Source organism: Maribacter arenosus, from assembly GCF_014610845.1.
Taxonomy (GTDB): Bacteria; Bacteroidota; Bacteroidia; order Flavobacteriales; family Flavobacteriaceae; genus Maribacter_A; species Maribacter_A arenosus.
In genome coordinates, this window is record NZ_JABTCG010000001.1 from 311,891 (window position 1) to 338,219 (window position 26,329).

Here is a 26,329-nt window from a genome sequence, read left to right on the forward strand (position 1 = left end):
GTATATGATGCATGGCCACCTAAGTTATGCGTTCGTGGATAGTCCTAGCAACTTTGTTTTAATTCGCTGATATCCATAAAGGAGCTCCATCTTCCCATTTATTATGGGTAAGCCGAATCTGCTCCCCATCCTCAAGTCGAATTGCCGTGATTTCTCCATACATCTGTGGACTGAATATATAGGATTGTACTAATGGTTGTTCATCATTAATACCATACTCCTCAGTTGAGAATATTAGCCACTTCCCATCTGGTGAAAAATGCGGATGCCCTTCTTGCCCCTTGTAGGTTGTTATTTGTTTGGGTTCGCTCCAACTGTTATCCGCAGTTCTATTAGAAATGAATATATCCATCGTTTTCACCACTCCATTTATATCTGTTCCATTCACATCAGAACAGAAAGCAATCTTTTTACCATCATGTGAAATGACTGGAAAATTCTCTTTTGCTGGGCTGTTCGTCAGATTGGTCAAAGTTTTATCTTCCTTGATAAAAATATCCATCGTGCCAGTTCTACCACTTCTGAATACCATAGAGGAATTGTCCTTTGAAAAATCGGCAAAGCCATTATTACTATCAAGATCTGTTATCCTTTCCAAGGTTTTATCCTTAAGATGGTACCGATATACGCATCCTTGAACATTAGGGTCAGTTCTGAAACCACCAACAGAAAATTGAAGATAGTCCCCATCAGGTGTGAATTTGGTATCAATTATTCTGATTAGTAGTGGATTTAAATTTGGGTCAGGTTCGAATTTAAAAAGGTGAGTCACCTCTTTGGTGGTGTAGTCAACCGAAAAAAAGTCTGGTTGAACATTAAAAAATGAAGAGCAGAACATAGCTACATAAGCCATAATCAAACCGTTTACAGCAAACATTAAGAAATAGTGCTTGTATAGAGGTGCAATGTGCTTGTTCGCAGCTTTACGCTTTTTATAGAGGTATCTAGCCGATAGCCCAAGTAGAGCTAATAAAACACATAAAATAAGAGCAAACCATCTGACATTGTTAATAGGTAATGCCATCGCTATAAGTTTGTTAAAAACCTGTACACCAATAGCTACCGGTATTAAAACCGCGATAACAGAAAATAACAAATATTTCCAGAAGGGAATTTCTTTTCTTTTCTTAATGCTATTAACCACGCCTAAAATCAACCAAACAATAGCAAAGAGTGGGAGTAAGGCAAGAAGAAAAGCATAAGGAGTTATCAAGTCTTCAGGGCCTCTTGCAGGTGAATAATCGTAGATTATTTCGTTTCCGTTAATTGAAGGAGGGGCAGCAAATGCCCTTCTCACACCAATTAAGTCAATTGTTCTGTCGATTAGCATGGCCGTCTCAGGACCGTTTTTGACCACTAGGTCTCCTTCGAAGCCCGCTTTATTTTGATTTGTTTCTAAAGGCTTTTTACCCCCATGAAAAACCATGAGGCCATCGAAGTGATAATCAATATTGAACATATCCAAATCCTGTACCAATGTCGAATCAATTACTTTGGTTTCGGTATCAAATCCGAGTATTGAGAACGCCTTGTTGTCGTCGTTCAAGTTTGTAAATAAAAGGGTGTTTTCGGAAGTAAGAAGCGGTGAAAAACAACTAAATCCATCAGGGGAAATAGCCTCCTGTCCTTCACCATTTAGCGTCATTTTAAAAAGGGAGGGAGGACCATTTCTATTACTGTAGAAATAAATTTCATTATCATCCATAGACCAGCTCGGACTGCCATCCCAACCTTCTGATTCTGTTAAGCGCGTTGCCTTTCCGCCATTGGCAGGTATGGTATAAATATCCCCGGTTCGCTGCATTGCAAAAGCGAAAAATGGATGTGGTTTAATAGGATGATCTCGGTCGCTTGAAAAAGCTATGGTCTTCCCATCATTGGAATACTTTGGCCTAAAATCGCCAGCAGCATTATTAGTCAGGTTTTGTGCTTGGGAAACATCCAAAGTATCGATTGGGTGAAATGGAAGTTTGTAAATATCGGCATTGCCCTCATGGGTTGAAACAAAAGCAATCCATTTACCATCAGGTGAAAAATCAATTTGATCTTGCATTGAATTACTACTTACCAAAAGCCTTGGCAAAGTATCACCTTCTATGTTCTTTATAAATAGTTGTGGAGGCCCATTTCTTTCTGAAGTAAAAACTACCCATTCTCCATCAGGGCTTATTTTAGCATCATAATCCAGGCTTTCATGATTGGTAAAAGCTGAGAAGTTCTTCCCATTGTCTTTAGATAGATGAATGTCCCAGCCTTCAGGTCGAAATGATGAATAAAATATTTTATCGTTTGATTGGGAGAACAGTGTCGGAGGTATACCCCAAAATAACATCGATATCAGAAGTATTTTTTTCATCATGATTTTAGTTGTTAATGGTTCGGCTATGCGCAGTAACCATAAGGGTATTGCGTATAGGTTTTATTGTGGCGCGTTTTCCGTTTATGTTACTTTCTGTGCTTCAATTGAAACGTCTGGGTCTGTTATTTTCATAGAGTGTACAATATTGGCTTGGATATCAAAGGTGATTTCAACACTAGGTGCGCCATTATAAATAAATTTGTTGTCCCCTATTTTGTACAATGCCCCACCGAATTCACCAAGTGGACCGAGAGAAAGGAGTTTTCTCATATTGATATCAATGGTAAATCCCTCTTTTTCACCATCACCGTACTTGTAGTTGCCTAAGTATTTTTTTTGTTCTTCGGTACTAACATCTATGTAATTGTCACGGCTCGCGTTCCCTAGTTCTGTCAAGTAAGCGATGGTTTCTTCAAGGCCTTTAATTTCGGTTACGGACATGCTGTCTTTCATGCGTTCCCCAGCATACGCATGATCCAGAAGACTTATGCCATGTGGTCCTGTTACTTTTTGGATTCCAGGCAAGGCTTTAATTGCTGACTTAACGACATTTAAATGTCCGAGCATAGCAAATGTAAAAAGTGTCGGTCTTGCACCTTTGCTAATCAAATAAAGAGCTATATCCCTTCTGCCAACATGTGAAGCAGCCCCAATCGCTGATTCAAAATCTCCGAAACGCCATTCCCAAACCGACCTTGAAAGTTCAGGCCTTTTATCTACTAATTCTTTGACACGATCTAGGTCGAAATGGGATTTACCCACAACTTCAGCAATGATTTTAGGATCAATATTTGGGAAGTGTTCTGGTAACTTCCCGTTCGCCAATGAATTTGGTAGCCAAGTCGATTTATGATTTGCATATATCAGGTTTGGAAAGGATAAACCAAGCATTGCTAATGAATATGTTTTAAGTGCCGCTCTTCTATCCATATTTTACCTTTTTGTGATTTAGTTCCCTTTATTTGTGCCACAACGACCTGCTAAACACGACTGAGACAGCAGTGTTTGAGTTGATGCAGTGGTTTGATTTCTAATGGAATATAGCAAAATCCATTGACAATCTTTTGAAAATCCGATAGATGTTATAGGATTGGTGTCAACCATAAGTTTGCCAAGAAGGCGGCAATAGCCACGGCATCATGCGGTATTGGGATTAAAAATTAAGGGGCTTATTGCTTTTGGGGTTGGAGTGCGCAGCACGAAGCAACAAAAGTCAGCTTTGGCTGTTTCGAGCATAGTGATCACACCACGGATGTAAAGCAGACTAATTAATGTTCTCTAAGGTCTCGGCTGTTCCCCGTTGCTTTGAAAGTCCAAAAAAGATCAGGATTGTATCTTTAAATCCTAAGAAAATAAATCAAGACTAGCCTAAGAGCAAGGTAGTGTATAGCATTCTTGTATGTGGATTTATTTTTTTACTAATTCTACCCTACGATTTAATTTTTTGCCATCTTCAGTTGCATTGGATGCTAGAGGGGCCAGTGGTCCTACGCCTTCGGCAAACAATCTTTTTTCTGGAATGCCATACTTTTTTTGTAGTTCCTCTTGTATTGCCTTTGCCCTTGCTAAAGATAACTGACTATTTAATTCAAATGAACCATCTGAATCGGTATGGCCAACTACCCAACAATTTATAGAAGGATTATCTTTAAGGTAATTGGCTATTTGCATCAATGCGGGTTCAGATTCCTCTTTGATAATCGATTTTCCAGGATCAAAATAAATTCCATAAAGTGCAATTTTTCCATCTATTTCCAACTTGTTTTTTATCAGCTTACTATCAATGACGATATCCTGGCGCATTTTTTCTTGTTCAATTATTATCAAAGTATAGGATTTGCCAGATATTGCAGTTTTCACCTGCACCCAAATTTCTTTTCCATTACTTGTCTCAAAACTATAATATCCGTGTTCAGAATTATGCCTTTCAAATAATATTCTACCTCCTGCTTTTTTGATTGCGCTTGAGTAATTCCTTAGAATTTGGAGCCTTGTAGGAAATTCATAATTAGTAACGTCTCTATTGTTATGACTGTATTCTATAACAAATTTCCTGCCTTCGACCATATGATATTCGTTATCATAATAGAATTTTTGAGCGTCAAATTCGCTTTCAGCATACCTGATAATAGAATAATCAGGTAGTCTTTCCAATAATGGGTAATCCTTGCTGTTTTTTACATCAGTTTGAGCAGTGATGCTCGCAAAAACAAAAGTAAATATGAGTAGAAAATAAGGTTTTAGCATAGTACGTCTAAATTTTTGAAATCTAATTCACTTATTTAACAATGTAAATGAATCTATAATAATAATTATAAAAAAAATAAGTAACAAAACCAGCCCTATAGGAACTGTGTAAAACATCAGCCAGGGTAGTGCTGCCCAAAAACAGTTTGCCTCATTACAAGCTTGGTCAGTAAAAAGTTCGGATAAGCTTCCTCCAATCAAACCAACTATCAATGGTGAAAATAAAAAAAGTATAATAATTAATATCCATAACGGAAACCTGGTTATATAGTGTTTTTTATCTTTTATGATTAATCCCATAGTTTAATTGTCCTCAATAGCTGTTATTGATATTTTTGATGATGCACAACGGTAAGCTGCGTAGGGTAAGGCAATTAACGTGCCAGTTTTCTCTTAAACCTTATTAATGTTCGTGCAGGATGCAAACCTTAATTTTTATTTCTTGGTAAAATGTAGTCTGCGTTCTCATCGATAATTACCAGAACAAAATCGCTTCCCCTCCCAAGAGACCATGGTTTAAATTCCGGTTGCTCGGTTACATCGAATTTCCCTATTTTTTTAGAACTCCCATCTCTTGGATTATACCAATAGGCTACTACTTTTTTCGAATTCAATTTACTTAAATCAGGTGATATGGGTTTGCCCATCGGGGTATAGAGGATCATAAAATCTTTTGCTTTGGCTATGCTTGCAACCATAAAAGTGGAGTCTGTTTTGTTATCATTAACTATGATTGTCTGGTCATTTTCCATTTGTTGCCAAGGAAATGATTCAAAAAGATTTTTCATATAGTGCAGTTGCTTTGATCCCGGAAGATTTAGGGCCTCTTTCCAATTTGTTCTTGACCCATTTACTGGATCTCTATCCGGGGCAAACATTTGCCAGATATCGTGGCAGCCATAAGTATATCCGGCAGCACCAGCGAGCATTGACCAATATGCCGATACCCTAACATCGGAATCATCCAACCAACCATATAATTCCCCATTAAAACGATTAGGATGATTCTCATAACGAGGTTCACTATTAATTACAGGTCTGATTGGAGAAATTGAACGGGCTTTCCAAACGTATTCAAAATCTTTGTCCAATCTACTATGCGACATTTGGAACATATCAAAATCAAGCCACCCATCATTGTTAAAATAGTCACTTGCTAGGGCTAAGCCTGATGTATGATAAGTTATCAAATGAGTCGTGTCATAATTTTTCAGCCCTTTTACCATAGCCCTTATAATTTCAAAGTCTTCGTCATCTTTGGGCCATCGGTCACCACCAGGAATCCAAATAATGTTTGATTTTCCGGCATAGCGTTTTGCAAGAATTTCACCATATACTTTTGCGTTTTCAGGGTTAAAGACTTCCGGACCCACCCCCCAGGCTTTATGGAATTTGTCTCCCCAAGTGGGTAATAGCCCAATATATAAGCCTAGTTCGGCGGCTTTATCGATTACATAATCAACATGTTGAAAATAAGCTTCGTTAATCTGGGTGGGATCGTTGTTGACCAAAGGTTTTTGTCCATATGAATTCGGGATGTTCAAACCATCGAGTTCTGCAAGAATTACAGTCTGAATTATGGTAAAGCCTTTATTTTTTCTATCACCTAGATATAGATCTACTTCCTCACGGGTTGAACGATGGATGAGCTCCCAGGCCGTGCCTCCCAACCAAAAGAAAGATTGCCCTTTTTCTGTCACTAAATACTTATGATCATCACTGATTTTTAAAATTGGCAACTCCTGTCCGTAAATTGTAGAAGATAGGCATAGGATTATCAAAATATTTCGTAGGTATCTCAAAATCGGAATAGTTCTATTTTTAAATATTTGATTACGGTTTGGCCAAGGTTTCGATACGTAATGGTACACGATTATCATTAGGCCGTGACCATAAATTTAGCAAAAAGGCTTGAAATTCCGATTAGAAAATCCGCCCTAATACATTATTCATGGTGTTGGCTATGGATTTTTCACTATGTGTATAATCGATACAAGATGTTAGAATACCGTAATGATCATTAAAATCGGGCATTTTAAACATAATGTAATGTAAATGACTCCATAGGCAGCTAATATTGGGTGTAAGATTAGGTTCGTTTTAAGAAGCGTAAAGTATTCATAGTTATATAGAAAAAGCGCAAGTTTTAAAATCTTGCGCTTTGTGAGCTAAATTTCATATGCATTATTATCTATTGGTTTTTAATTTAAGGCCTTATTCTTCAGTCTCATCTAGGACTACAGGCGCCCCTAAGGCCGACTTGGTCAATTCAATGATTCCAGTTCTGTCGTAGTAAAATAGTACATGGCTTATTTTCTTATTCTCATCAAACATAAAGACGGAATGTTGTCTGACAGAAGTCGATTTATCCTGAATAGAAATTGTAATATCAGTATAGGCAAGTACACCAGTACCGACCAATTTATAATAATTTGATGGTGTGTTTACTTTAAGAGGCAACAATGTATTATTTGTAAAAGTCATTTGCCCTCCAGTGGTCTCCTTCCAGTTTTTCCACCATGTAATTAGTTCTTCTTTACCCTTAATAGAATGACGGGTTTCAGAGTTCCCATCAGGCCAGAACCAAACTATGTCATCAGCTAAATAGTCTTCCCATGTTTCTAAATCGAATTCGGACAATAGGTCAAATGTTTTCTGAACAATATCAGCATATTCTTGGGAAGCTGCTTCCAACATCGGGACTTCTTTTTCTGCCATAGCAGCATCTTCTTTCTTGGTTTCGGCGCAACTCGCTATAAGTAGCGCGCAAAAAATAAATCCTGTTTTCAGGGTGTTGAGGTTGAATAGTGTTTTCATTTGGTTGTTTTTTTGTTGATTAATAACTATTTAAAGATATTAAAATAAACTTTATATTGAAGTTTGACGCTTGTGTACGACACTTCGCCTATGGCTTATGGTTGTTTAAGAAGCATTTTTTTCTCTGCCCGAGAGTAACTTGGCAAAGAGACAAAAACTTGAATTTAACATCTCGCCAGCCATAAATAATATGCATGGTCGTGTCTAGTCCTTTTTATTATTTAATGTCATAGGTCAGAATTCTTAGTCCTTCGTCAAATATTTCAGTTTCTAGTAATTTCCACTTTACTTTTTTAGTCGATTTGCCGAAGAGCCTTATTCCTTCTCCGAGTATAATTGGATTCAACTTTAATTTCAATTGGTCAATTAGTCCGTTGTTCAAAAGCCAACCCGCAAACTCTCCACCGCCACATAAGTAAATGTCAGTGTCGGCAGCGTTTTTTATTTCTTTTACCCGGGCGATTGATTTTGGCTCTACATGGATTTTTTTCGCTATTTTTTCAATTTTCAAAGAGTCGGAAAATATGAAATGTTCCATATGGGGATATGCAGGTTGACCTGGTTCGAGTCCATATTGATATCCAAATTCATAAGTTCTGCGCCCCATAATCACCGTCTTAAAATTTTTTAAGTCAGATAAATATTTATCAACTCCATTTCCGCCTGCCACAAAGTCGCTTATATCATCATTAGGTCCTGCAATGAAACCGTCAATTGAACTTGCCACGTAGTAAATAATTTTTGACATTATTTTATCTTCTTTGCATTAGCCACAATCGTTCGGCTAAGGTTTGTTGTTTGGGATAGCAATTAACTTTGTACGTCTGCCTGCATAATTGCGGTATGTAAACCGTGTAAGGAAGGTTCAAACCAAACTGAAAATCCGCTTGGATTTTCAGAAGTAGGTGACAAGAAGTGATTACTTTTAGCCAATGTGGTGTTTGGTTATTTTTCTCCCATGTGTTTTTTGTAGAATTTCCAGACTTCTTTAGCTACATTTCTTCCTAATTCCAGTCCTGCAACATTATCAGCTTGAATGTGATATCCACCCAAAACTCTTGAAATTCCTGCCATTTCCGCTGTTTCGGTAAAAGTTGGAAATTCCAATGTGATCGTATCTCCCAAATTATCCGGTTCGGTCATCGCTCCCGCGACTAATTGGGCCTTCGAACCAAATTCATCACTTCCTGTCCAAATTTTTAAAGCCTCAGCACATCCTCCACTTATGGTACTATGTCCTGAAACATAACTTGGAAAGGGCGGACACAAGAATGTTTTTGGCGAATAAGGTCTCCATTGTTTGCCGTCCATTTCAATCATTCCTTTTCCTTCTCCTCCCCAAGCTTTTATTTTTTGGTTGTCATAATATTCGTGAACCAAGGCATATGGTCTTGCATAATCATAGAACATTTTGGAGTCCCAAGATGCGATAAATGCATCCATAGCCACAACTTGATTGTAGAAATACATCTTTACATCTTGGTCAAGTGTATGATTATCCCGCCTAGAAACGTCTTGGGCAAACTTTAACCAATGTCCAGCTTGTTGTACAGATTGAGGACCATCACGCATAAATTCAACCAATGCTTTTTGATAATCTGTTAAATTCGCCTGCATTTCGATTACTTCCCGCACTTCGTTCTCTAATTGTTTAGAACCTATCATTGGTGGCGGGCCTGGTCTGAATTGGTCTCCGGATTTTAAAGCAATTGGTTTAACCCTGTTCCAGTAAGGTGTTAAGCATCCTGGGGCAAATTTTCCTCCTTTGCCGTCCGAAAAGTATTTTGGTTGCCAACGATTTGGGTCAACATTCTTATCTGCAGAATTAAGAGGCTCATAACCTACATAATTGAAATAAGATTCTCCATTCGATCCTTCTTCCTCTCCGTACTGATTCGCACCATCGCCTTTACGAGCCTTAATTACTGCTTTTGCGGCTAAATTGCCAATCCCTGCTGGCGTTTTTGGGTCTAAACTTTCGTTATTAGGGTCTAAACCCAATTCTCCCATAAAATCTTCAAATAGTTTTTTGTCAGAGTAGTAGTATTCACTCATTGCTCGAAATGCAGCATAGCTAATGGCTATTTCCTTATTCTTTAATGAGCGTTCTTTTTCAGGCCTCCTTTCCACATTTTTTAAATAAACAGGAATTGCTTTTTCGTCATATCGTGACCAAGCATCAAAAACGGCTACGGAAATAAGCCCTAAATAGCGAGATGTAATTGTAGGTCTCGGCTGAAATCGTTCAGTATCATTTGCCGTTGCTTTCAACGCCATTTCCCCCCATTTGTAGGCAACATTATTTATACCAGTTGGTTCCTTTTCATTTCCGATTTCCTTTGTTTTAGTACTATCCTTGCATCCGAGAACAACAAATAGTAGTAGTGTGATTAAGTAAATTCTATTCATGCTTAGTCTTTTTGTAATAGAAGGACATTTACAAGTTGGTTTAAAAGGTCGTTAGAGTATATTGCTTTTATATATTGTTAATTTACAAATTCTCTTTTAATTCAATTAGTACGGTCACACCGTTTTGGGTTACTAAATTCGTTTGTAGATAAGCGACCATTCTCTTGCCATCTGGACTAAAGCTAACATCGGCAGCGACAATCATTTTATTTTTCCAGGTTGGCAATGAAGGATTATTCCAGTCCGTAATGGAAACCTTACCACTGCCGTCCGGATTCATACTCCAGTAGTCGGTGCCGCTCTTGTTTTGCGCACCACTCATCCAAACTATTTTATTACCATTGGGAGCATACAAGGCATGTTCATTCCATTTGCCGTCCGCGAGAAGCTCCAAGCGGTCTTGAGGGATATCGTAACTATAGACATTGGCTAGAAATGGCTTATTGAATGCAAAGGATGATGTAAATAGCAGTTTTTTGCCATCTGGGGAAAGGCCATGATTTTCGTACCATCCGGGTTTTCCTGGCTCATACGATTTGGTGTTGGAAAGGACGGGCTTTTCACTGTCGAATTTGAAGTCAGCTACCTGGATTTTCCACTTGCCGTATCCATAGGAGCCATTTGGTGCTTCATACATCTCGCCCCAGGTAAGTTTCTTTCCGTCATGCGAGAAATGTGGGTGCAAAACGCCACTGGCTTCGGTCTCGGGAGTTTGTCTTAAAAGAAAGCAGCGCTTTGTAGCGAATTCCATCAACCATAGATCCGAATGCCTTCCAAAGCCAGGTGTGGCAGCCAAGTCACGCCCCGGTCTTCCCTGATTCTTTAATTTCTGTACTTGAAAGACAATATACTTCCCGGAAGGATGCCATTCTGGCTGGCCAATGTGCCCCTTACCCAAAACCTTGCTCTGATCGCAGGTAAGACATTGCTCATTGCTCCCATCGGGCCGAACCATGTATATATCGTAATACCCATCATCACTTTTTCGGTCCATAAGGATAATATCACCTTTTGGAGACCAGCTTACACGCCCACCATTGTCGTTTAGCACTGAAATACTCTTTGCTCTGCTCTTCGGTGATTCTACTGAGCCAAGGATTTGCTGCAATTCCGGACTAAGTGCAGCATTGCCGTTACCTGAGCCCGTGGTTGGTTTAGTTGGCGTGCATGCTATAAATACTAAACTAACGAATGCTATAATTCGAAGAAATTGGTTCATAGGTTGTATTTTTATTGATGGTACAGTTAAATTTATCTCCTTTAGTTTATTTAGACGATTTATTCGACTAGATGTTACTTTAAGAATTGATAGGTTTATAAATTATTACAACGTATTTGAGTATGAATAGTTGCACGAAATCAGTTATGATTTATCGATGAGTGAATATACGAAATGAGAAAAACCCATACATTTACCCAACTAGTATAGCAATTAATTATACACCTTTCAAGTCATAGTAGTTTTCCAACCAAGTTTATTTGCCAAATTCTCTTCAAGCTCCTCAACCGTATTGCCAAATCACTATTTATTTATAGCATTTCTACATCTGTGCTTACTCAAAAATGGACTTGACTAAGATTTGTAGGACGAGCAGGGTTTACCAGCCTTTCGACAGTGGATCGAGTAATTGTACGATAGACGATGGAAGAGGGGATTCTGGCAGTTTATGTAGCACATCGGCGTATTCGCGCTCCTGAAAACCTATGGCCGCATTCCAATAAAGCTGTGCCGCGCTTCCATTACTGTGGGGCCGAAGTTGCCTAATAGGCCATTCTTTCTCCCCGAGAATAAATGGTGTCATATAGTCCACTGCGAGCCTTATGCTCCGGCCTTCCAAACTGCGATAGGCAAAAAGGTCGTAGTCGAGATGGCGACCAAGACGGGCAACAGTAATTAGAGCCCGGGCATTGTAAATACTGTAGTTTAGCGACCGTGTACGGATGAGCTCCTGTGGTTGGCGTCCATCGATGAAGACTTGGGAAAATATGCGTACAGGCATGCCGTCAAGTTGTTTGCGCGCTAAATCAAAGTTTTCGCCATAGAGCGCGTAAAGAATGAGTTGGGCGTTATACCAAGTGCCATGGTTGTTTGGTTGCATGGACTCTTCGATACCTGTAGGGCTTTCCACCATCCAAGTTGCGAATTGGCTAAACCAATTGCGCAATGCGTTTGCGTCTATTGTTGTCCACCCTGGATAAGATTCCAGTAGAATCGCGCAATCGATCACCCAGCGCATACGCCATGCCTCTAGGACCCCCGATGGGCTGTTATAACTGTGACCACGGCGTTTCTGCCCGAATTGCACATTGGGATTCATTTTCGTTGCAGGAGCGATGAACCATGCGCGAAGTTGCTCAACAGCGCTTTCCGCATAGCGTTCGTCACCGGTGAAATACCAAGCGGGTACCAGCGATGTGACTCTATCAACCATGGCTTCGATACGTGAGACGTCTGAAGTATTGCGATCAGGATTTACTTCTCCGTCGCGCCAAATGTAGGGACCATCTGGATTCTCGGGATTCGGCCACCAATAAGGGCTATAGCTGTAGTAGTCGTGCGGGTCTCCGCTCGGCGGTAAAGCTCCATCCTCTACTACGTTGGCGATAGGTTGCTTAAGCGCGGCATCGGCGTTTTCGATGATTGCTTTCAAAGCTGCAACTAAATTAGGATTGCCTGCTGCAAGCTCTGCTTTTACTCGCAGGAGTTGATTGCCTTGACCAAGTAGCAAAGACGGCGTGGCATCGTCGTCGTTATTTTGAGCGAAGGCGTATGCTGTACCTAGCACCAATGAGAAAGATAGCGAAAGGTAAATGAGACGTAGCTTAAGAAGTATATACATGAAATGAAATTTAATTAACAAGTTCAAATTGAAGATTTAGGTTGATTACGGCTAACGGTTTTGTGTAAGGCTCGATGCGGGAAATCAGCTATGATTTTCCGCTTGATGCCAAACCATTGCCTAAAGTTAAGGATTTCCAGCCTGCCACGCCATAGGCGTGGTCAATGAAATCCGCAGTAATAGAATATAGGTGTTGTTGGCGAACGGTTTTGTTATTTTAATTTCGTCCCTGGCTGCGGCAGGCAGGCGAGTAATAGGTCTATCTGCGTTCTGCTTGTTTTTAAGTTATAAATCTGACTAGTAGTAGGGTAGGGGTCCGTTTTCCTTTTTCCGAGTTCGAAATGTTCGCTAACGTTTCGGGGGGGTTGCGTTCGAGCGGGTTTCGAAGCACAATATTTCAATTTATTACTTCAATTAATTAGAAGGACAAAACTCCAAGTTAACACGTCAACCTACCATACGTATAACCCGTGTTACCTGCTGTGCTTTCTGTTTGGTCGTTGCCTATTAAGTTGATTGTCAGCAGAAAGTCTGTATAGTGACTATATTTGGTTTAAAACTGTTTGTTCAAATTGTGGTATTCAATTTTTGCCATATATGGAAAGTAAGGCAAGATTTCTATAAGTTCCTTCGTCCTGGTCTCGTCAACATTTTGAAAGATTAAAACAGCGTCCTTTTTGGAAACCGAAATAAAAAAGCTCTCTAGGATGTTTTCTTGTTTCCATTGGTTTACGAATTCAATTTCCTTTTTTGGTAATTCAGGATTTGATTTTATCGCCTCAATTCCGCTGTCTGAAAGTGTTATAAAAACCATTACTCTAGTCATGTCTATTTAATTTAGTTACTATTTGTCGCAAAGTTAAACTGGTTGTTGATTACAATAGTCCGAATTTTAGTTTTAGTCAATTTGAGTTTATATCCGAGCAGAAGTAATGGTATCATTTTTTCTATGTCTCTTTTGAATTCGCTGCGTTGTCATAGCATAGAAGGTACCTGTTAGGTATACTAAGTGCCGACCCTATGGGAGGCTTAGGCGTATGATCTTTTGTTATATAACTCATTTTATTTCATTCCATTCATTTCTGAACTTGAAAAAAAGCTAAATATTCAGGTGAGAGACTTTCAATGGGTTTAATTTTAATGCCCTTGAAATATAATTCCGCAGCTTCACTTTGTAATTGTATTTTTCCTTTGGTTAAAGGAACTACCTCCCCATTCCCATTTATATATCTGGAATCCTTCAAGATCATAACCACCTCTCCATTTACAATGTGTAGACTTTTTCCGTTGAAACAAATTAAATCCAAGGTATTTCATTCATCCAGCTTTTTTTCATAATTATTACTGCGTAAACAGTACTTTCCTGCTTCTCCTTTTTCCCCAAAACTTAAAAAATCTTGACTTTCATTTGCCATAGGATTTAAACCTGATTCAGATGCATAGGCACGAATGTCAATTGCTGAAGTTGCTTGGCTCCAAAAATCTCCAGTATGCGCTTCCATGATTTGAAATTCTTGCGACATCATCCATGACCGCCAATGTTCCGCTCCAAATGAGCCAATTGAATGATACAAAATGCCAGAATCTTTTAGAAGATTAAGCCTGGGAATCCATTTTTTATTTCCCCATTTATACTGTAATTGAAAATGGTAATTCCCATATTCTTTTTTACTAGCAAGACAACCATAATATTCACCACTTACTTTAATAATAACTTCGTCGTTTTCTGATATAGTTGTAAAAACGTTATAGTTGGGATTATTCAATCCAATAGGCTCTATTTCATTGCCTGAATCATCAAGAGGAGGGCTGCCATCGTATCCTATTTGGTGTTTGAAACTTAAGTAGGTATCCCATTCTGAGAGATTTTCATCAATTAAATGTGACCATTCAGAATCGTCAGCCTGAATTTGTTTAGGTTTATTGGAACATGAAAAGCAGAAGGTAAGAGTTAAGAAGAAAAGAATAGTTTTGTCAATTTGATTTGCATGCTTGTTTGTCATATTAAAGTATTATTTATTCATTTGTGTCATATAACGTATAGTGTATGCGTAGTGGTGAGTTCGTGAATCTACTCTATCATGACGTTACAAAATTTTGAGCGGGAAAAACACTTTGTGAATCAACTCTACCAGAAATTACGAATATGTTTTATTGTGCCCCGTAATTAAATTCCTTTTCATTCATTCCCTTACTTAGTGGGTATTACTTTTTGAATGGTACCATCCTCATTGTAATATAATTTATCAAAACATATAGATCTGCGAAATGGGTGTGGGCTTCCTTCATGCCCCCAGCCAAATTTCTCCTCTACTTCTGGATGGTTTTTAAAGTACAAGTCAGAATTGTGATAAAACATGTACCATTGCCCTTTGTATTCAACTATGGAATGGTGATTTGTGCCACTGTTCATTCTTTCTAAAATAACTCCTTTATATTCAAAAGGACCTAATGGATTATCGGAAATACAATATTTTATCTCCCCACTTGTTCCAACATATGATAAATAATACTTCTCATTATACTTATGCATCCATGAAGCTTCAAAAAAATCATCTGTTCCTTCTAATAGATGAACTTCACCATCGTATGAAACCATATCTCTATTCAGCTTAATGGCATTAACTACCAACTGCCCCATATATAAATAGGCTTGTTTATCATCGTCAACAAATACGCCTGGATCAATAAAATCCCTATTACAAACTACACCCTTGGTATTCATCGAAATTAGTGGTTTACCCAATGGATCAACAAATGGGCCTGTTGGCTTATCGCTTACGGCAACTCCAATATGATACTGATCGGTTGGAAAATAGAAATAATACTTTTCATTCACTTTTATGCAGTCAGGCGCCCATGCATATTTTTCAGCCCATTTAATATCTTTTATATCTAAGGCTACACCATGGTCGGTCCAGTTTATCATATCCGTAGTTGAATACACATGCCAATCTATCATATCGAACCATTTGGCATTATCCGGATCATGCGATGGGTATACGTATAACGTATCGTTAAACACACGAGCCGAAGGGTCAGCCGTATACATATGCGTAATAAAAGGATTCTGGGCAAAGCTGATATTTCCAATCATAATTATTAAAAAAATGGAACTAAAATAATTCATATGTCTTTTTTTATGCACCACAACGGTTTCGACTATGCGGTTTATGGGTTATTACTATACTTCGCCCGTACCTAACGGTACGTTCGGGCTGGCTTACCTGCCGGTTTACATACCGTAGGTGCAGGCAGCTAAGCCTAAAGTCCGTATTGTTTACAGGCTGTGATGGCAACAGCTTTTTTTCGACCGAGTGAATTACATCTGCTTAAACGATGCGTTTCCATTTCGTAAGGGTAAAAATTCCAGCGGCGTAACACCTGCGTTTGAGTGGTAAGTCCAAACGGGTCTTTCGTTTATAATAATTTCATTACTTCATATAGTCGTTAACTTCAATATAATCATAGTCAGGGGAATCTGTAAAATATTGTCTTAATTGCCAAATGTGTCCTTCCTTAAATTAAAAAATATGCTTTCCCCAGTTGATAATCGTTGGTCGTGTTCCTATTTTGAGTTGGCTTTAGCCCTATGATTCCTATTCTTTTTTATAGGTGAGCATCCAATCGTATAAATCCACTTCAAATCTATCATAAAGTTGATTGTGATCTCTACCTGCCCCATTGTAAGTCGTCGTCCAAGCATCATGCCCTAAAGTAGGATACACGGTTACCCTTGCCTCAATAATTGGGTCAGTGAGGTTAATGGCCTGCACTAAGGGAACGGATCCAAAATTCAGATAAGCCTCAACGGTTGTATCACGAGCGCCATGAAAAGCCCAAATAGGTACTTTCCTTAAATTATCAATCAAGTATGCTGCCCCGGAAGCACTTATTGGCACTATAGCAGCAGCATAATTATCCTCAATTTCCCCGACATAGTACCAACATCCCCCTCCTCCCAAACTCAATCCTGTTAGATAGATGCGATTGGTGTTGATTTGATAGGCACTTATAAGGTATTCGATGAATCTATGCGTGTTGGAAGGTGCCCAATACGGAGTGGTCAATTGAGGGGAAACAACTATGAATGGGTAGTTAGGGTTCCATTGATCGGCCTCTATCAACCTTGGAGGGCCACTTAACAAAACATTTTCAAGAGGTTCATTACCTAAATTGCTATTCCATCCATGCAAAAAAATAATCACGGGATACTTTGGTCCATCAGTCGTATACCCACTAGGCGTATAAACATAATGACCGTAATTGGCCGAAGTTGAGCCTAATGGAAAAGCGATATGGTTACCACCAGTATCTTCTGGTAACATAGCCAAGTCACTATCATCTATGCTGATTTCAAACGGTACATCTGGTTCATTTTCCGTCGAATTATCATCAGTCAAAGGATCTGTAATAAGATCTGTATTCCCAAATTCATCGCTATTTTGACATGAACCAAGGCATAACATGATTACCATCAAATTTAGAAAGTGCTTCATGGGTGCAACGCTGTAATATTTTTTGTTTTCCGCAATAGATGCCAATGTTTATGTGTATGGTTAGTTGCGCCTGCTTGCTGCAAGCAGGCAGGTGATTAAGCAACTAATTTAGCAAAAAGGGACGAGCCAGAGGAAAATCCGTAGGATTATCCGAGTAGGGCAGCCCCGAGTAATTAATTATACCTGCCTACCGGTTTACATACCGCAGGTATGCAGGCAGGCAAATAAATTCTTATAGCCATCCTAAGTTTGATTCAGTTATTTATTCCTTATTAAAAATGTTAAGATAGTATAGATTAAATTCGTCAGAATTAGCTATGGCTATATCCATCCAACCGTCAGCGTTAATATCCCCAACAACTACGTCATAAGTCTTAGCTGACATATCTGTTAGTTTAATTTCCTCAAATGATATACCATCAATATTCATAAAAACGATATTTGGTTCCTGGTAGTTTGCTGTAACGATATCAATAAAGCCGTCCTTATTAAAATCTGCCAAAGCAATAGCAAAAGTATCCATATCTTGAGCACCAAAGGAAGTGGTTTTATCAAAGTTAAAAGCTTTGTCTCCATAATAAATCGTATTAGCACTATTGATATTTCCTGTAATCAGGTCTAGATATCCATCATTATCTATATCTGCTATCGAAACAGAACGGGTTTCAAAACTTCCTGACCCAAATTCCAACTTCTTTTTAAACTGTCTTTTGCCTGTGTTTAGGAAGATTTCATTGGGGATGTTGTCTCTATTCGCAAGTACTAAATCTAAAAAGCCATCCTTGTTCAAGTCTTTTATAGCAATATCAATAGTGGAATTTTGATTTGTATCCAGAGTAGTACACTCAAATTCTAGTTTGCCCTGATTATAGCAGATCGTATTTTTTTGACCACGATTTGTTATAATGAAATCTACAAATCCGTTATTGTCAAGGTCGCCCAGTGAAACATTTCTCGCATTTGATATTTGGGCTACTTCTGAATAAAACTTGAAATCCCCATTTCCATTATTGAGATATATTTTATGGGGTGCATTGTCATTTATTTCTAAAATATCCAAATCTCCGTCATTGTCTAAATCCACTAATTCGGCGGCATAGCTCGTTGAATGTGTATTTCCTATGGCAACCATCGAATTAAATCCTTTACCATAATTATAGAAAACATAATTTTCTTCAGGCCAGTGACGGCCATTAGCAACAACGGCATCTAATTTATTATCTCCATTAATGTCGCCTAGACTTATAGAGGCGCTTCTTTGCTTACTTGAACCAAAACTATATCTAGGCTCCTGATTGTTCATGTCATTTCTGGAAAAGAAGCCTTTGTCTTGGGCTGTTGAGAAATGAACTATTAAAAATTGAGTCGGTATGATTAAATATATACAGAGTTTATTTTTCATAATTGTATCCATTGTTTACCATATGAAACGGTTGGATTTACCGGCGACCTCTTTATCCACCGAGGAAAAAGTTGGTGCGGGAAGTTAAGCCTCACAAACCACTGTACCCCAACTGTTTTATATTATATGTTAGCAATCGTAATTTAAGTATAACATTATATTAATTTAAAATTTGATCATTCTTGCTTTTAGTACCTTAAACGCTTTTTTCACTAAAGCTAAAGACCACAATTAATATATAATTTCAATTTTATTCATACCCCCTTGTAGTTCCAATATTTCAGGTTTACTTATCTGTTTTCCATTTAGTAATAATTTTCCCATTTCTGTATTTATAAGAATAAATTCACCCAGAATACCTTCAGGTAATTCAATATTGTAAATAATGCTTTTATCTGACTTCTTATATTCGCCTAGAATCGGGCCTTTTAGTGTCGGAACTTTTATAGAGCATGAAGTAAGACTCGCCATTTGAGGTTTTATTTGCACCTTTTCAAATCCTGGTACTTCGGGTTTAATTCCCCACAAATAACGACTGATGATATTCAAAGGAGCAGTAGCCCACGCATGGTTCCAATCAAGGTTTGGTTTATATCCGATATCCCATGCTTCTAATGTCATGGTAGAACCAATGCGAATCATATTCCACCAATTGCGGTCTCCTTTGGTTGATGTCATTAAACAAAGAGCATATTCAGAAGCCCCAGCCCTGTAAAGCCCTTCAAGAAGATATTGCGATCCATATACACTGCAACCCATTCCTCTTGTTTTTACATATTCAACTACAGACTGCTTATATTTCTCAGGAACAATATCAAAAGCAAGTGCCAACATATTTGAATGCAAAGATGAATGTGTAGATCCAACACCATCTATATATCTGCCCTTTTCGTTATCGAAAAGCTTTTCGTTAATTGCTTTTTTTGTTTTTAATGCCATTTGCTTAAAGTGTTCGGCATCTTTTTCATTTTCAAGAACAGCTGCCAATTCTGCCAGTATTCTCATGTTTTCATAAAAGAAACAGTTTACAACTGTATTAATAGGCAACATTTCATGTCCATCGCGTTCACCTTCTTCTTTTGATAGTTTCCAGCCTGTATCTTTTTGTGCAGGGGGCCAATCAACGATATCGCGTATACGCTGTGTGGTATCAGCAAAGCCAATCTTTCGCATATACTCCCCATTTATCTTATCCGAAAAAGAACTTATTAAACCATCTTTATCTGCCAATTCGTAAAGCGTCTTCAATTTTAATGGTTCATAGTATTCTTTTATGATTTCAATATCGCCTGTATAATAGTAATCCTGATACACCATGAAAATTGTATGTAACAGCCATTCAGTAGGCCATGTGGGGTGATCGAAAAAATACTTTATGGTTTCTTTTGCTATTCCGTACTCGTAATCAACTGCATAATGTGATAATTGATTTATATAGGCATCAGCTTCGTACGGTATGCGTTCACGATCGCCATCAATATACAATCCACAAAAAGAGGTTGCCTTTATAGTGTGTTTACATAAATCCCATACCTGATTCAACACAGTATCTGAACTTGTAAAAGAACTGGCATTATCATTGAAACGATAATTGAATACTTTCTGGCTGATATTTACTTTTTCTATAGGAATTTTAAGATTCTCTATTTCACAATAACGGAATGGTATCACCCTACCAAACGCATCGGGCAACATTACTGCCGGCTTTTTATCGTTCCGCCCATCGGGCGGTAGTTGTAATTGGAATGACTTTTTTACTGGAATATCTTTCAACACAACTTTCTTATATCTGATTGTTCCGCCCGGATTTTTATCTATTGTATACTTATCACGAAGCTTTTCACCAAGATGTATAATAAGTTTATCGCTGGGAATAGTGTCGAAATTTAGTATTAAAGTTCCGAATGCATCTTTACCGAAATCTATAAAGTAACGATTAGGATTACTCTTGACAATAAGTTGAGGTTTGATGAATGAAGATCGTAAGTTAAGCTGATCAGAACTATCCTTTCTTTGCCCAAATGCGGTGAAATACAAACAAGCAAAGAAAGTCGTAATAAGTATTTTATTCATATTTATTTTAACTTTTAATCATAGAGAAATCTTCACAATAGCGATTTTGTTTCTATGATTGCTAACGGTTTGTATATGGTTTGTTGCGCCTGCCTGCATACCGCACAGGTATGCAGGCAGGCACGGTGTTGGCAGTCGTGATTTTCTTTCAGATAAATAATCCTTAGTCAATTCTAAATATTTAAATGTTACTTTTTGCGACCTGTGAAATGTTCCATTGTTTTGTAAATTCCAAGCAAGTCACCAGCGAACCAATCAAAAATATTAATCGACATTATCGCTTGACCGAAACGTGTAAATCTGTAAATATAGCCTGGGATACTCATTAGTTTTTTATTCTTTTCGATCGCTTTGACAATTATTAATGCCGTGGCTTCGGGTTCGAGAATTGGAATTTTGGATTCTACACCATCAAACATTCCTGTATTGATGTAGTAAGGCATTATTGTGGTAACATTCACTTTTTTATCCATTTGCTTCATCTCCAAGCGCAAACTATCCGACCAACCAATGAGTGACCATTTGCTTGCTGCATAAACAGACATTTTAGGATTTGAAACCAATCCGCCAGACGAAGCAATATTGCAAATATGTCCTGAATTTTGATTCAACATATCATTAAGAAATTCCCTTGTGATCATCATGGGTGCATTGGCATTAATTTCCATTGTTTTTGAAATATCGGACGAAGTATGCTCTTGGAAATATTTACCAACTATTATTCCTGCATTATTGATTAATACATCAACAATACCTATTTCCGATTTAACTTTTTTAGCGGTAGCTTGAATTTGTTCGAGGTTTGAAACATCAACGTTGTAACCAAATAATTCTCCTTTGTTTGAAAATTCGGCTATTGTTCGATCAATGCCTTGTTGATCAATGTCCCAGAGAATTACTTTGGCTCTTCGTTCTAACATTAAACGAACCATTATTTTGCCAATTCCAGATGCTCCACCTGTGATTAAAACTGTTTTATCTTGTAATTCCATTTTTTTTAAGACTGCCAACGATTTAGCTAAGAAGAGTACGGGAGTAAACTGAGGTTTGGCTTCCACCGCGTACTAAGCGAATCTTTTTGGTTTGGTTTTTCTTTTTCCTGTTAAAACAAAATTTAATATTCCGCTGGCGCGTAATTTTCAATTTTGGGTACCTGCCAGCAGGCAGGCTTTCGTTATTTTTCTATTTATTTATATTTTTCATCTGTATAATCTAAAATTGTTTCTGCTTTACTTTGAACAGAATTAAAACTACTTTCAAAATAATTAGCAGTACTTCCAATAAATCTACATAATGGTAAAACTCGACTATCCTCAAAAATGGTATTATAAACTTCTATGTTAGGAACTTTTGGTGAGCTAGTCGGAAAAAATTTGCGATGTTCTGTGTCACTAAAGAGTTCATATTTTAGTTTTCGAAGCTCTAGTCGAACAGGGTTACCTGAATTTGTGAAATTTGTTACTACATCATTATAATTTTTATAATAATCTTGAAGTAATTTTAAAAGCCTAGAATCAGGAAATTCAGATACAATTCCAGAAGAATTAAGGTAATTCCAAGTATTTGAGCGTTCGGAAATTATTGGTGTTGTAGTAAATGAATTAAAATCCATTATAAATTTCAGCGAATCGGTAATGACTCTATTTTCAGATTCCAGAATTGGTATTATATAGTTTGCTGCAACCACCTGTTTATGTAAAGACCTATTTGTTTTCTGAATGTCATAAATGTCAGTTTGAATATCTTCAGCGATTGACTTGATATTAGTAATCATTAAAGCTTCTTTTTTATTCTCCCCATTCCAATTGTTAATCTGTAGCGCAATCAAAATTCCAATTACAACAAGAACTATTTCTCCAATTGCGTAAAGAAGGTACTTCCTAATCTTGTTTTCAGTTAGCAATCTTTGACGAATTTTTCGAAAGAACTTGATCATTAGAGGTTAGTTTCTTTAAATGTATGATTTTAAATTAAAAAATAGGGGTTTCATTATTTATCCAAATGAGACGATATTGTTGACTTGAGATCATGAGCTAATTGGGTCACCTTTTCATTGTTAGACACGTAGCCCTCATATATCATTTCTTGGGTGGATAGAATATTTTTGAACTTTAATTGATTAAGCAACTCGTTAATAACTTTAGAATCGGCATCAATATTTTCGTCTAAGGGAATATACTCAAGGATATATGGGTCAATATTCTCGCCTACAAACTTTTCATGCCAGGTATTGGCATCCCTAAGACTAGCTAGCTCATATTCATAAAATGTCGTAATTTTATTACGTAGTACTTTAGATTGGATCAAGCGAATTTTTTTTTCTTCTTTTAGTGATAAATAAATGGTGGTAAACTCCTTTGATTTAATTTCGTCACTAACTGAAAATATAATATGCCTTAGTTCTTGACCTGAACCAGCTCCAACTTTAAAGTTATCTATTGTTACTAGCCTTTTAAGTTTGTCTTCTTTTTCCACTTCTAGAAACTGAATGTTTTGATTTAATTCTTCAATCATAGAATACAAAGAAGTGTTTAATTCCTTTCTTTCAATTCTTTTATCATTCCAATTATGAATTTGAAGCGCAATTAAAATACCAATAATGACTAAAAGGATTTCTCCAATGGCATATAATAGATACTTACTGAACCTGCCTTCCGGCAAGGCAGGTTTATTTTCTGTTGCCAATTTTTGTCTAATACGTCTGAAGAACTTGATCATATCTTTTGTTTTTTTGGCCTGTGCACCGCCTGGCTCCTCACTATCAAAGGTCTACCAGACCTTTGCATTCCGTTCGTCCCTCTAAGGAATTTTATCATTTGTTAGCATTTAGTCATAATGAAGCACAACGGTATTGTATATGATTTTTGGGGCCTGGCTGCCTGATTCGGAAAGACAAAATTTGCGGTGCAAATGTTGTCAGCAGCTCGCTTAGCGGCGTGGGAATCAGATAGCGCGGCGGGCCGCTCGACGTTTTTATCGGTTAATCTAAGGTAATCTTTTTTGTGGGAAGTTCAATTCACTTAACCATTGAGCCATGAATTATATATATTTTTGTGTGTAGTTTTTATTTATTCAATTTTGCTACTTCAATCCTGATGAATTCGGGCAAATAACTTGGCGTACAATTTTTTGCAACCACTTCATCTTTATAAAGTTTTGTTTTTTCACCGATTGATATACATCTTTGTCGATATTCTTCTTGCCATTTTCCAATTTGCCCAGCGGTATAATTCATTGCCCATTGTACTTCAGGCTCTTCTTTCATTAAATTTTTCTCAATTAAATCTAACAGCTTTTCAGTATTAGATTGGTTTATATTTCCCATCCATCTTAATCTTGCTTGATAATACCAAAACACTCTCCTTTGTAATTTAGAAGAACTATTTTCCCAAGATTCAATTAGAGAAATTATCCTTTTGTCCTTAGATAATTGATTAGCCATTAACCAATCCATCAAATGATTTTGCTCATCAAATTCGTGATTTTGAATATCATTGTCAAGTAGGTCAATTACTTCTTGATTTAGATATTTTTTGTCCATTATCAGGATTGCTAATTGACGAGGTATAAATTTTCCAGTTGACCAAAGCTCCATAGCCAAATCGTGGTCTTTTTTTATTTCTTTTGCGAATTTCCGAAGGTCTCCTAATTTGGTTGTTTCCTCGAGAATTTCGCTATATATTTTTTGTGCTTTTGAAGATAGTTTCATTTTATTCTTGGTTGTTTTCAAAATTACACACAACAACGGCCATGATTCATTGCGGCGGAATTTCCTAAACGGAAATTCTTACCTTGCAATGAAGGTTTGGTAACGCGGAATAGTCCATGCGGACAGATCGCCGCAACGAACCTTAGGCGAACCGTTGTGTGTAGTTTTTTATTTTTCAATTCTACCATAGTTTTTCAGTACCTTCAAAACCCATAATGTTTGTATACCAGCCCATTCTAATTTTGTTCCTTCACTAATGCCGTACCAAGTATCCCATCGGCCATCGTCTTTTTGTCTGTTGATTAATACCTTAATGTCGGATTCAATAGTCTCTTTAGTAAATAACGGATATAAAATGCTTTCTGAAGATGTTACATAATTTAGACAATGTGGTTTTCCGTAAAGTCCCCAACCGTCATCAGATTTATCTTCACAAATAATTCCGTTATTCGATATATAGTTTTTTAAGTCATTGATTGTTTTTTTAGCTTTATCTTGACTTTTAGTATGCTTTAAAAAAGTTAACCATCTTGGTACACATAAGTAGCAAAAAATATGCTTATCTTTTATTCTTTCAAATTCACTCCAAACAAACTGTTCCGCTTTTTTCATCCAAGGAATTTCAACCTCATATTTTTCCAAAATTCCAAGTAGTGGTGCAGTAGTGCTTAAAGCAGCCCATTCTTTAACTGTTTTAAAGTGTTCTTCACAAGGATATGTGCTTTTGGGCCTAAACATCCACGGAATTCCACCTTTTTCTGTTGTTATGCTTTCAAAATAAGGCATAAAGTCATTTAGAATGATTTCTTTGGTCAGATAACCAACTTCATCGAGCGTTTCAAGTGCCATAATACTAAAAAGAGGTTGACTCTCTGGTGATGCAGTATCTGGTTCCATTCCGTGTCCAAAACCTCCGTCAGAATTTCGGTAGGCATAAACTGCGTGAAAAACACCTTCCGAAGTTCCATTCTCAAAATGAAATTCAAACAAACGCCTTTCTATCATTCTCGCATTTGTTAATATGAAGTCTCTTGCTTTTAAGTAGTTATTCTTTGGTAATATCATTCTTTATTGGGGGATGGTTTCAATTACACACAACGTGTTCGTGTATGATTTGTTTAAGCGGGAGCCAGCGCAGTGAGAAGGTCCCGAGTAATCGGGATAGTGCAGCAAGCGCTAGTGATTAACAAATCAGTATAGTTCTTTAAATTAAAAGTAAGATAATTTTCCGGTTAGTGTTTCAGCTAAATGAATTATTCACGTTGTTATAACGCGTTATTTAGTATTCAACTGAAATGTTATTCCAACTGCAAAAGCTCCAGCATACTGTTCAACTGAGGGTTGAAAGTAATAAGCAAATCCTAAATCAACATTTTTGTTTTTTCCCAATTCAAGTCCAAATGAAAAAGGTATATGATAAATAATTCCGCTTTTGTTAATATTATCAAATGCTGTTAATGTTACAAATTTTCCAATTGAAGTTCCTATTCCAATTTCAACGTATGGTGCCACCCAAGGAATTGGTGCACGTACTCTTGCTTTTCCACCAAGCAAAAAGGCTTTTGTTTCCGCTTTTTCATTAGTCGGATTGTCATTTAGGTCCTTTCCATTTGAGCTTGTCAAAATGAAACCTACATATGGTCTAAATTCAACCCAAGAAGCCACTTTCAGAACTAATTCCCCTTGAGCAAAAAATCCATCGTCAACGATTTCATCCATGCCATTATTTGGTGCACTTAATCCATATCCAATTTGGGCATTTATTGATTTTTCTTTTATAAACTGTGCATTGGCTAAATTTGAAGTAAGAACAATTAATAATATCAGGGTTTTTTGCATAATGTGTTACAACGTGCTTGTATATGGTATGTTGCGCCTGCATGCGGCAGGCAGGTGTTTAGGCACCTAATATAGTAAATAAATCACAGATAAAAAGTCCGCGAGGACCTTCGTAAATAGGCTAGAACTAGCAAT

At 37.4% G+C, this 26,329-nt stretch carries 20 protein-coding genes and 1 pseudogene; all 21 read right to left on the reverse strand.

Features of this window, described 5'->3' with window-relative positions; translation table 11 throughout:
• Positions 1–58: 58 nt before the first annotated feature.
• The gene (locus HPE63_RS01410; protein ID WP_188312442.1) at positions 59–2,359 is read right to left on the reverse strand and encodes a TolB-like translocation protein; all 2,301 of its coding nucleotides are present in this window, start codon (positions 2,357–2,359) and stop codon (positions 59–61) included.
• Between the two features lie 81 nt (positions 2,360–2,440).
• Positions 2,441–3,289 (reverse strand): hypothetical protein, encoded by an 849-nt coding sequence (locus HPE63_RS01415; protein WP_188312443.1) that lies wholly within the window; start codon positions 3,287–3,289, stop codon positions 2,441–2,443.
• A gap of 477 nt (positions 3,290–3,766) precedes the next feature.
• Positions 3,767–4,606 carry an OmpA family protein gene (locus HPE63_RS01420; protein WP_188312444.1) on the reverse strand — a complete coding sequence of 280 codons (840 nt, stop codon included), beginning with the start codon at positions 4,604–4,606 and terminating at the stop codon, positions 3,767–3,769.
• A 428-nt stretch (positions 4,607–5,034) separates the two neighbouring features.
• On the reverse strand, positions 5,035–6,408 hold the full coding sequence (locus HPE63_RS01425) for a glycoside hydrolase family 140 protein (protein ID WP_223198016.1): 1,374 nt from the start codon (positions 6,406–6,408) through the stop codon (positions 5,035–5,037).
• 412 nt (positions 6,409–6,820) lie between these two features.
• Positions 6,821–7,423: a nuclear transport factor 2 family protein gene (locus tag HPE63_RS01430; protein ID WP_188312446.1), complete on the reverse strand. Its 603-nt coding sequence runs from the start codon at positions 7,421–7,423 to the stop codon at positions 6,821–6,823.
• A gap of 217 nt (positions 7,424–7,640) precedes the next feature.
• Positions 7,641–8,171, reverse strand: a complete 531-nt coding sequence (locus tag HPE63_RS01435) for a dihydrofolate reductase family protein (protein ID WP_188312447.1) — start codon at positions 8,169–8,171, stop codon at positions 7,641–7,643.
• Positions 8,172–8,368: 197 nt separating this feature from the next.
• Positions 8,369–9,700, reverse strand: coding sequence for a vanadium-dependent haloperoxidase (locus tag HPE63_RS01440; protein ID WP_223198017.1), 1,332 nt, complete (start codon positions 9,698–9,700; stop codon positions 8,369–8,371).
• Between the two features lie 214 nt (positions 9,701–9,914).
• The gene (locus HPE63_RS01445) at positions 9,915–11,051 is read right to left on the reverse strand and encodes a TolB family protein (RefSeq protein WP_188312449.1); all 1,137 of its coding nucleotides are present in this window, start codon (positions 11,049–11,051) and stop codon (positions 9,915–9,917) included.
• 379 nt (positions 11,052–11,430) lie between these two features.
• Entirely contained in the window at positions 11,431–12,699 is a 1,269-nt protein-coding gene (locus tag HPE63_RS01450) for an alginate lyase family protein (protein ID WP_188312450.1), read from the reverse strand.
• Between the two features lie 526 nt (positions 12,700–13,225).
• Positions 13,226–13,498 (reverse strand): hypothetical protein, encoded by a 273-nt coding sequence (locus HPE63_RS01455; protein WP_188312451.1) that lies wholly within the window; start codon positions 13,496–13,498, stop codon positions 13,226–13,228.
• A gap of 250 nt (positions 13,499–13,748) precedes the next feature.
• Positions 13,749–14,675, reverse strand: a pseudogene (locus tag HPE63_RS01460) (3-keto-disaccharide hydrolase).
• Positions 14,676–14,863: 188 nt separating this feature from the next.
• Positions 14,864–15,802, reverse strand: coding sequence for a family 43 glycosylhydrolase (locus HPE63_RS01465; protein WP_188312452.1), 939 nt, complete (start codon positions 15,800–15,802; stop codon positions 14,864–14,866).
• A gap of 469 nt (positions 15,803–16,271) precedes the next feature.
• Positions 16,272–17,171, reverse strand: coding sequence for a carboxylesterase family protein (locus HPE63_RS01470; protein ID WP_188312453.1), 900 nt, complete (start codon positions 17,169–17,171; stop codon positions 16,272–16,274).
• A gap of 262 nt (positions 17,172–17,433) precedes the next feature.
• Positions 17,434–18,573 carry an FG-GAP repeat domain-containing protein gene (locus HPE63_RS01475; protein WP_188312454.1) on the reverse strand — a complete coding sequence of 380 codons (1,140 nt, stop codon included), beginning with the start codon at positions 18,571–18,573 and terminating at the stop codon, positions 17,434–17,436.
• A 231-nt stretch (positions 18,574–18,804) separates the two neighbouring features.
• On the reverse strand, positions 18,805–20,646 hold the full coding sequence (locus tag HPE63_RS01480) for an alpha-L-rhamnosidase-related protein (protein ID WP_188312455.1): 1,842 nt from the start codon (positions 20,644–20,646) through the stop codon (positions 18,805–18,807).
• Positions 20,647–20,834: 188 nt separating this feature from the next.
• Positions 20,835–21,638, reverse strand: coding sequence for an SDR family oxidoreductase (locus tag HPE63_RS01485; protein ID WP_188312456.1), 804 nt, complete (start codon positions 21,636–21,638; stop codon positions 20,835–20,837).
• Between the two features lie 194 nt (positions 21,639–21,832).
• The gene (locus HPE63_RS01490) at positions 21,833–22,582 is read right to left on the reverse strand and encodes a DUF6090 family protein (protein ID WP_188312457.1); all 750 of its coding nucleotides are present in this window, start codon (positions 22,580–22,582) and stop codon (positions 21,833–21,835) included.
• Positions 22,583–22,635: 53 nt separating this feature from the next.
• Positions 22,636–23,364: a hypothetical protein gene (locus tag HPE63_RS01495; RefSeq protein ID WP_188312458.1), complete on the reverse strand. Its 729-nt coding sequence runs from the start codon at positions 23,362–23,364 to the stop codon at positions 22,636–22,638.
• 346 nt (positions 23,365–23,710) lie between these two features.
• Positions 23,711–24,355 carry a DNA alkylation repair protein gene (locus HPE63_RS01500; protein ID WP_188312459.1) on the reverse strand — a complete coding sequence of 215 codons (645 nt, stop codon included), beginning with the start codon at positions 24,353–24,355 and terminating at the stop codon, positions 23,711–23,713.
• 168 nt (positions 24,356–24,523) lie between these two features.
• Entirely contained in the window at positions 24,524–25,360 is an 837-nt protein-coding gene (locus tag HPE63_RS01505) for a hypothetical protein (protein ID WP_188312460.1), read from the reverse strand.
• Positions 25,361–25,630: 270 nt separating this feature from the next.
• The gene (locus HPE63_RS01510; RefSeq protein WP_188312461.1) at positions 25,631–26,194 is read right to left on the reverse strand and encodes a hypothetical protein; all 564 of its coding nucleotides are present in this window, start codon (positions 26,192–26,194) and stop codon (positions 25,631–25,633) included.
• Positions 26,195–26,329: the final 135 nt, after the last annotated feature.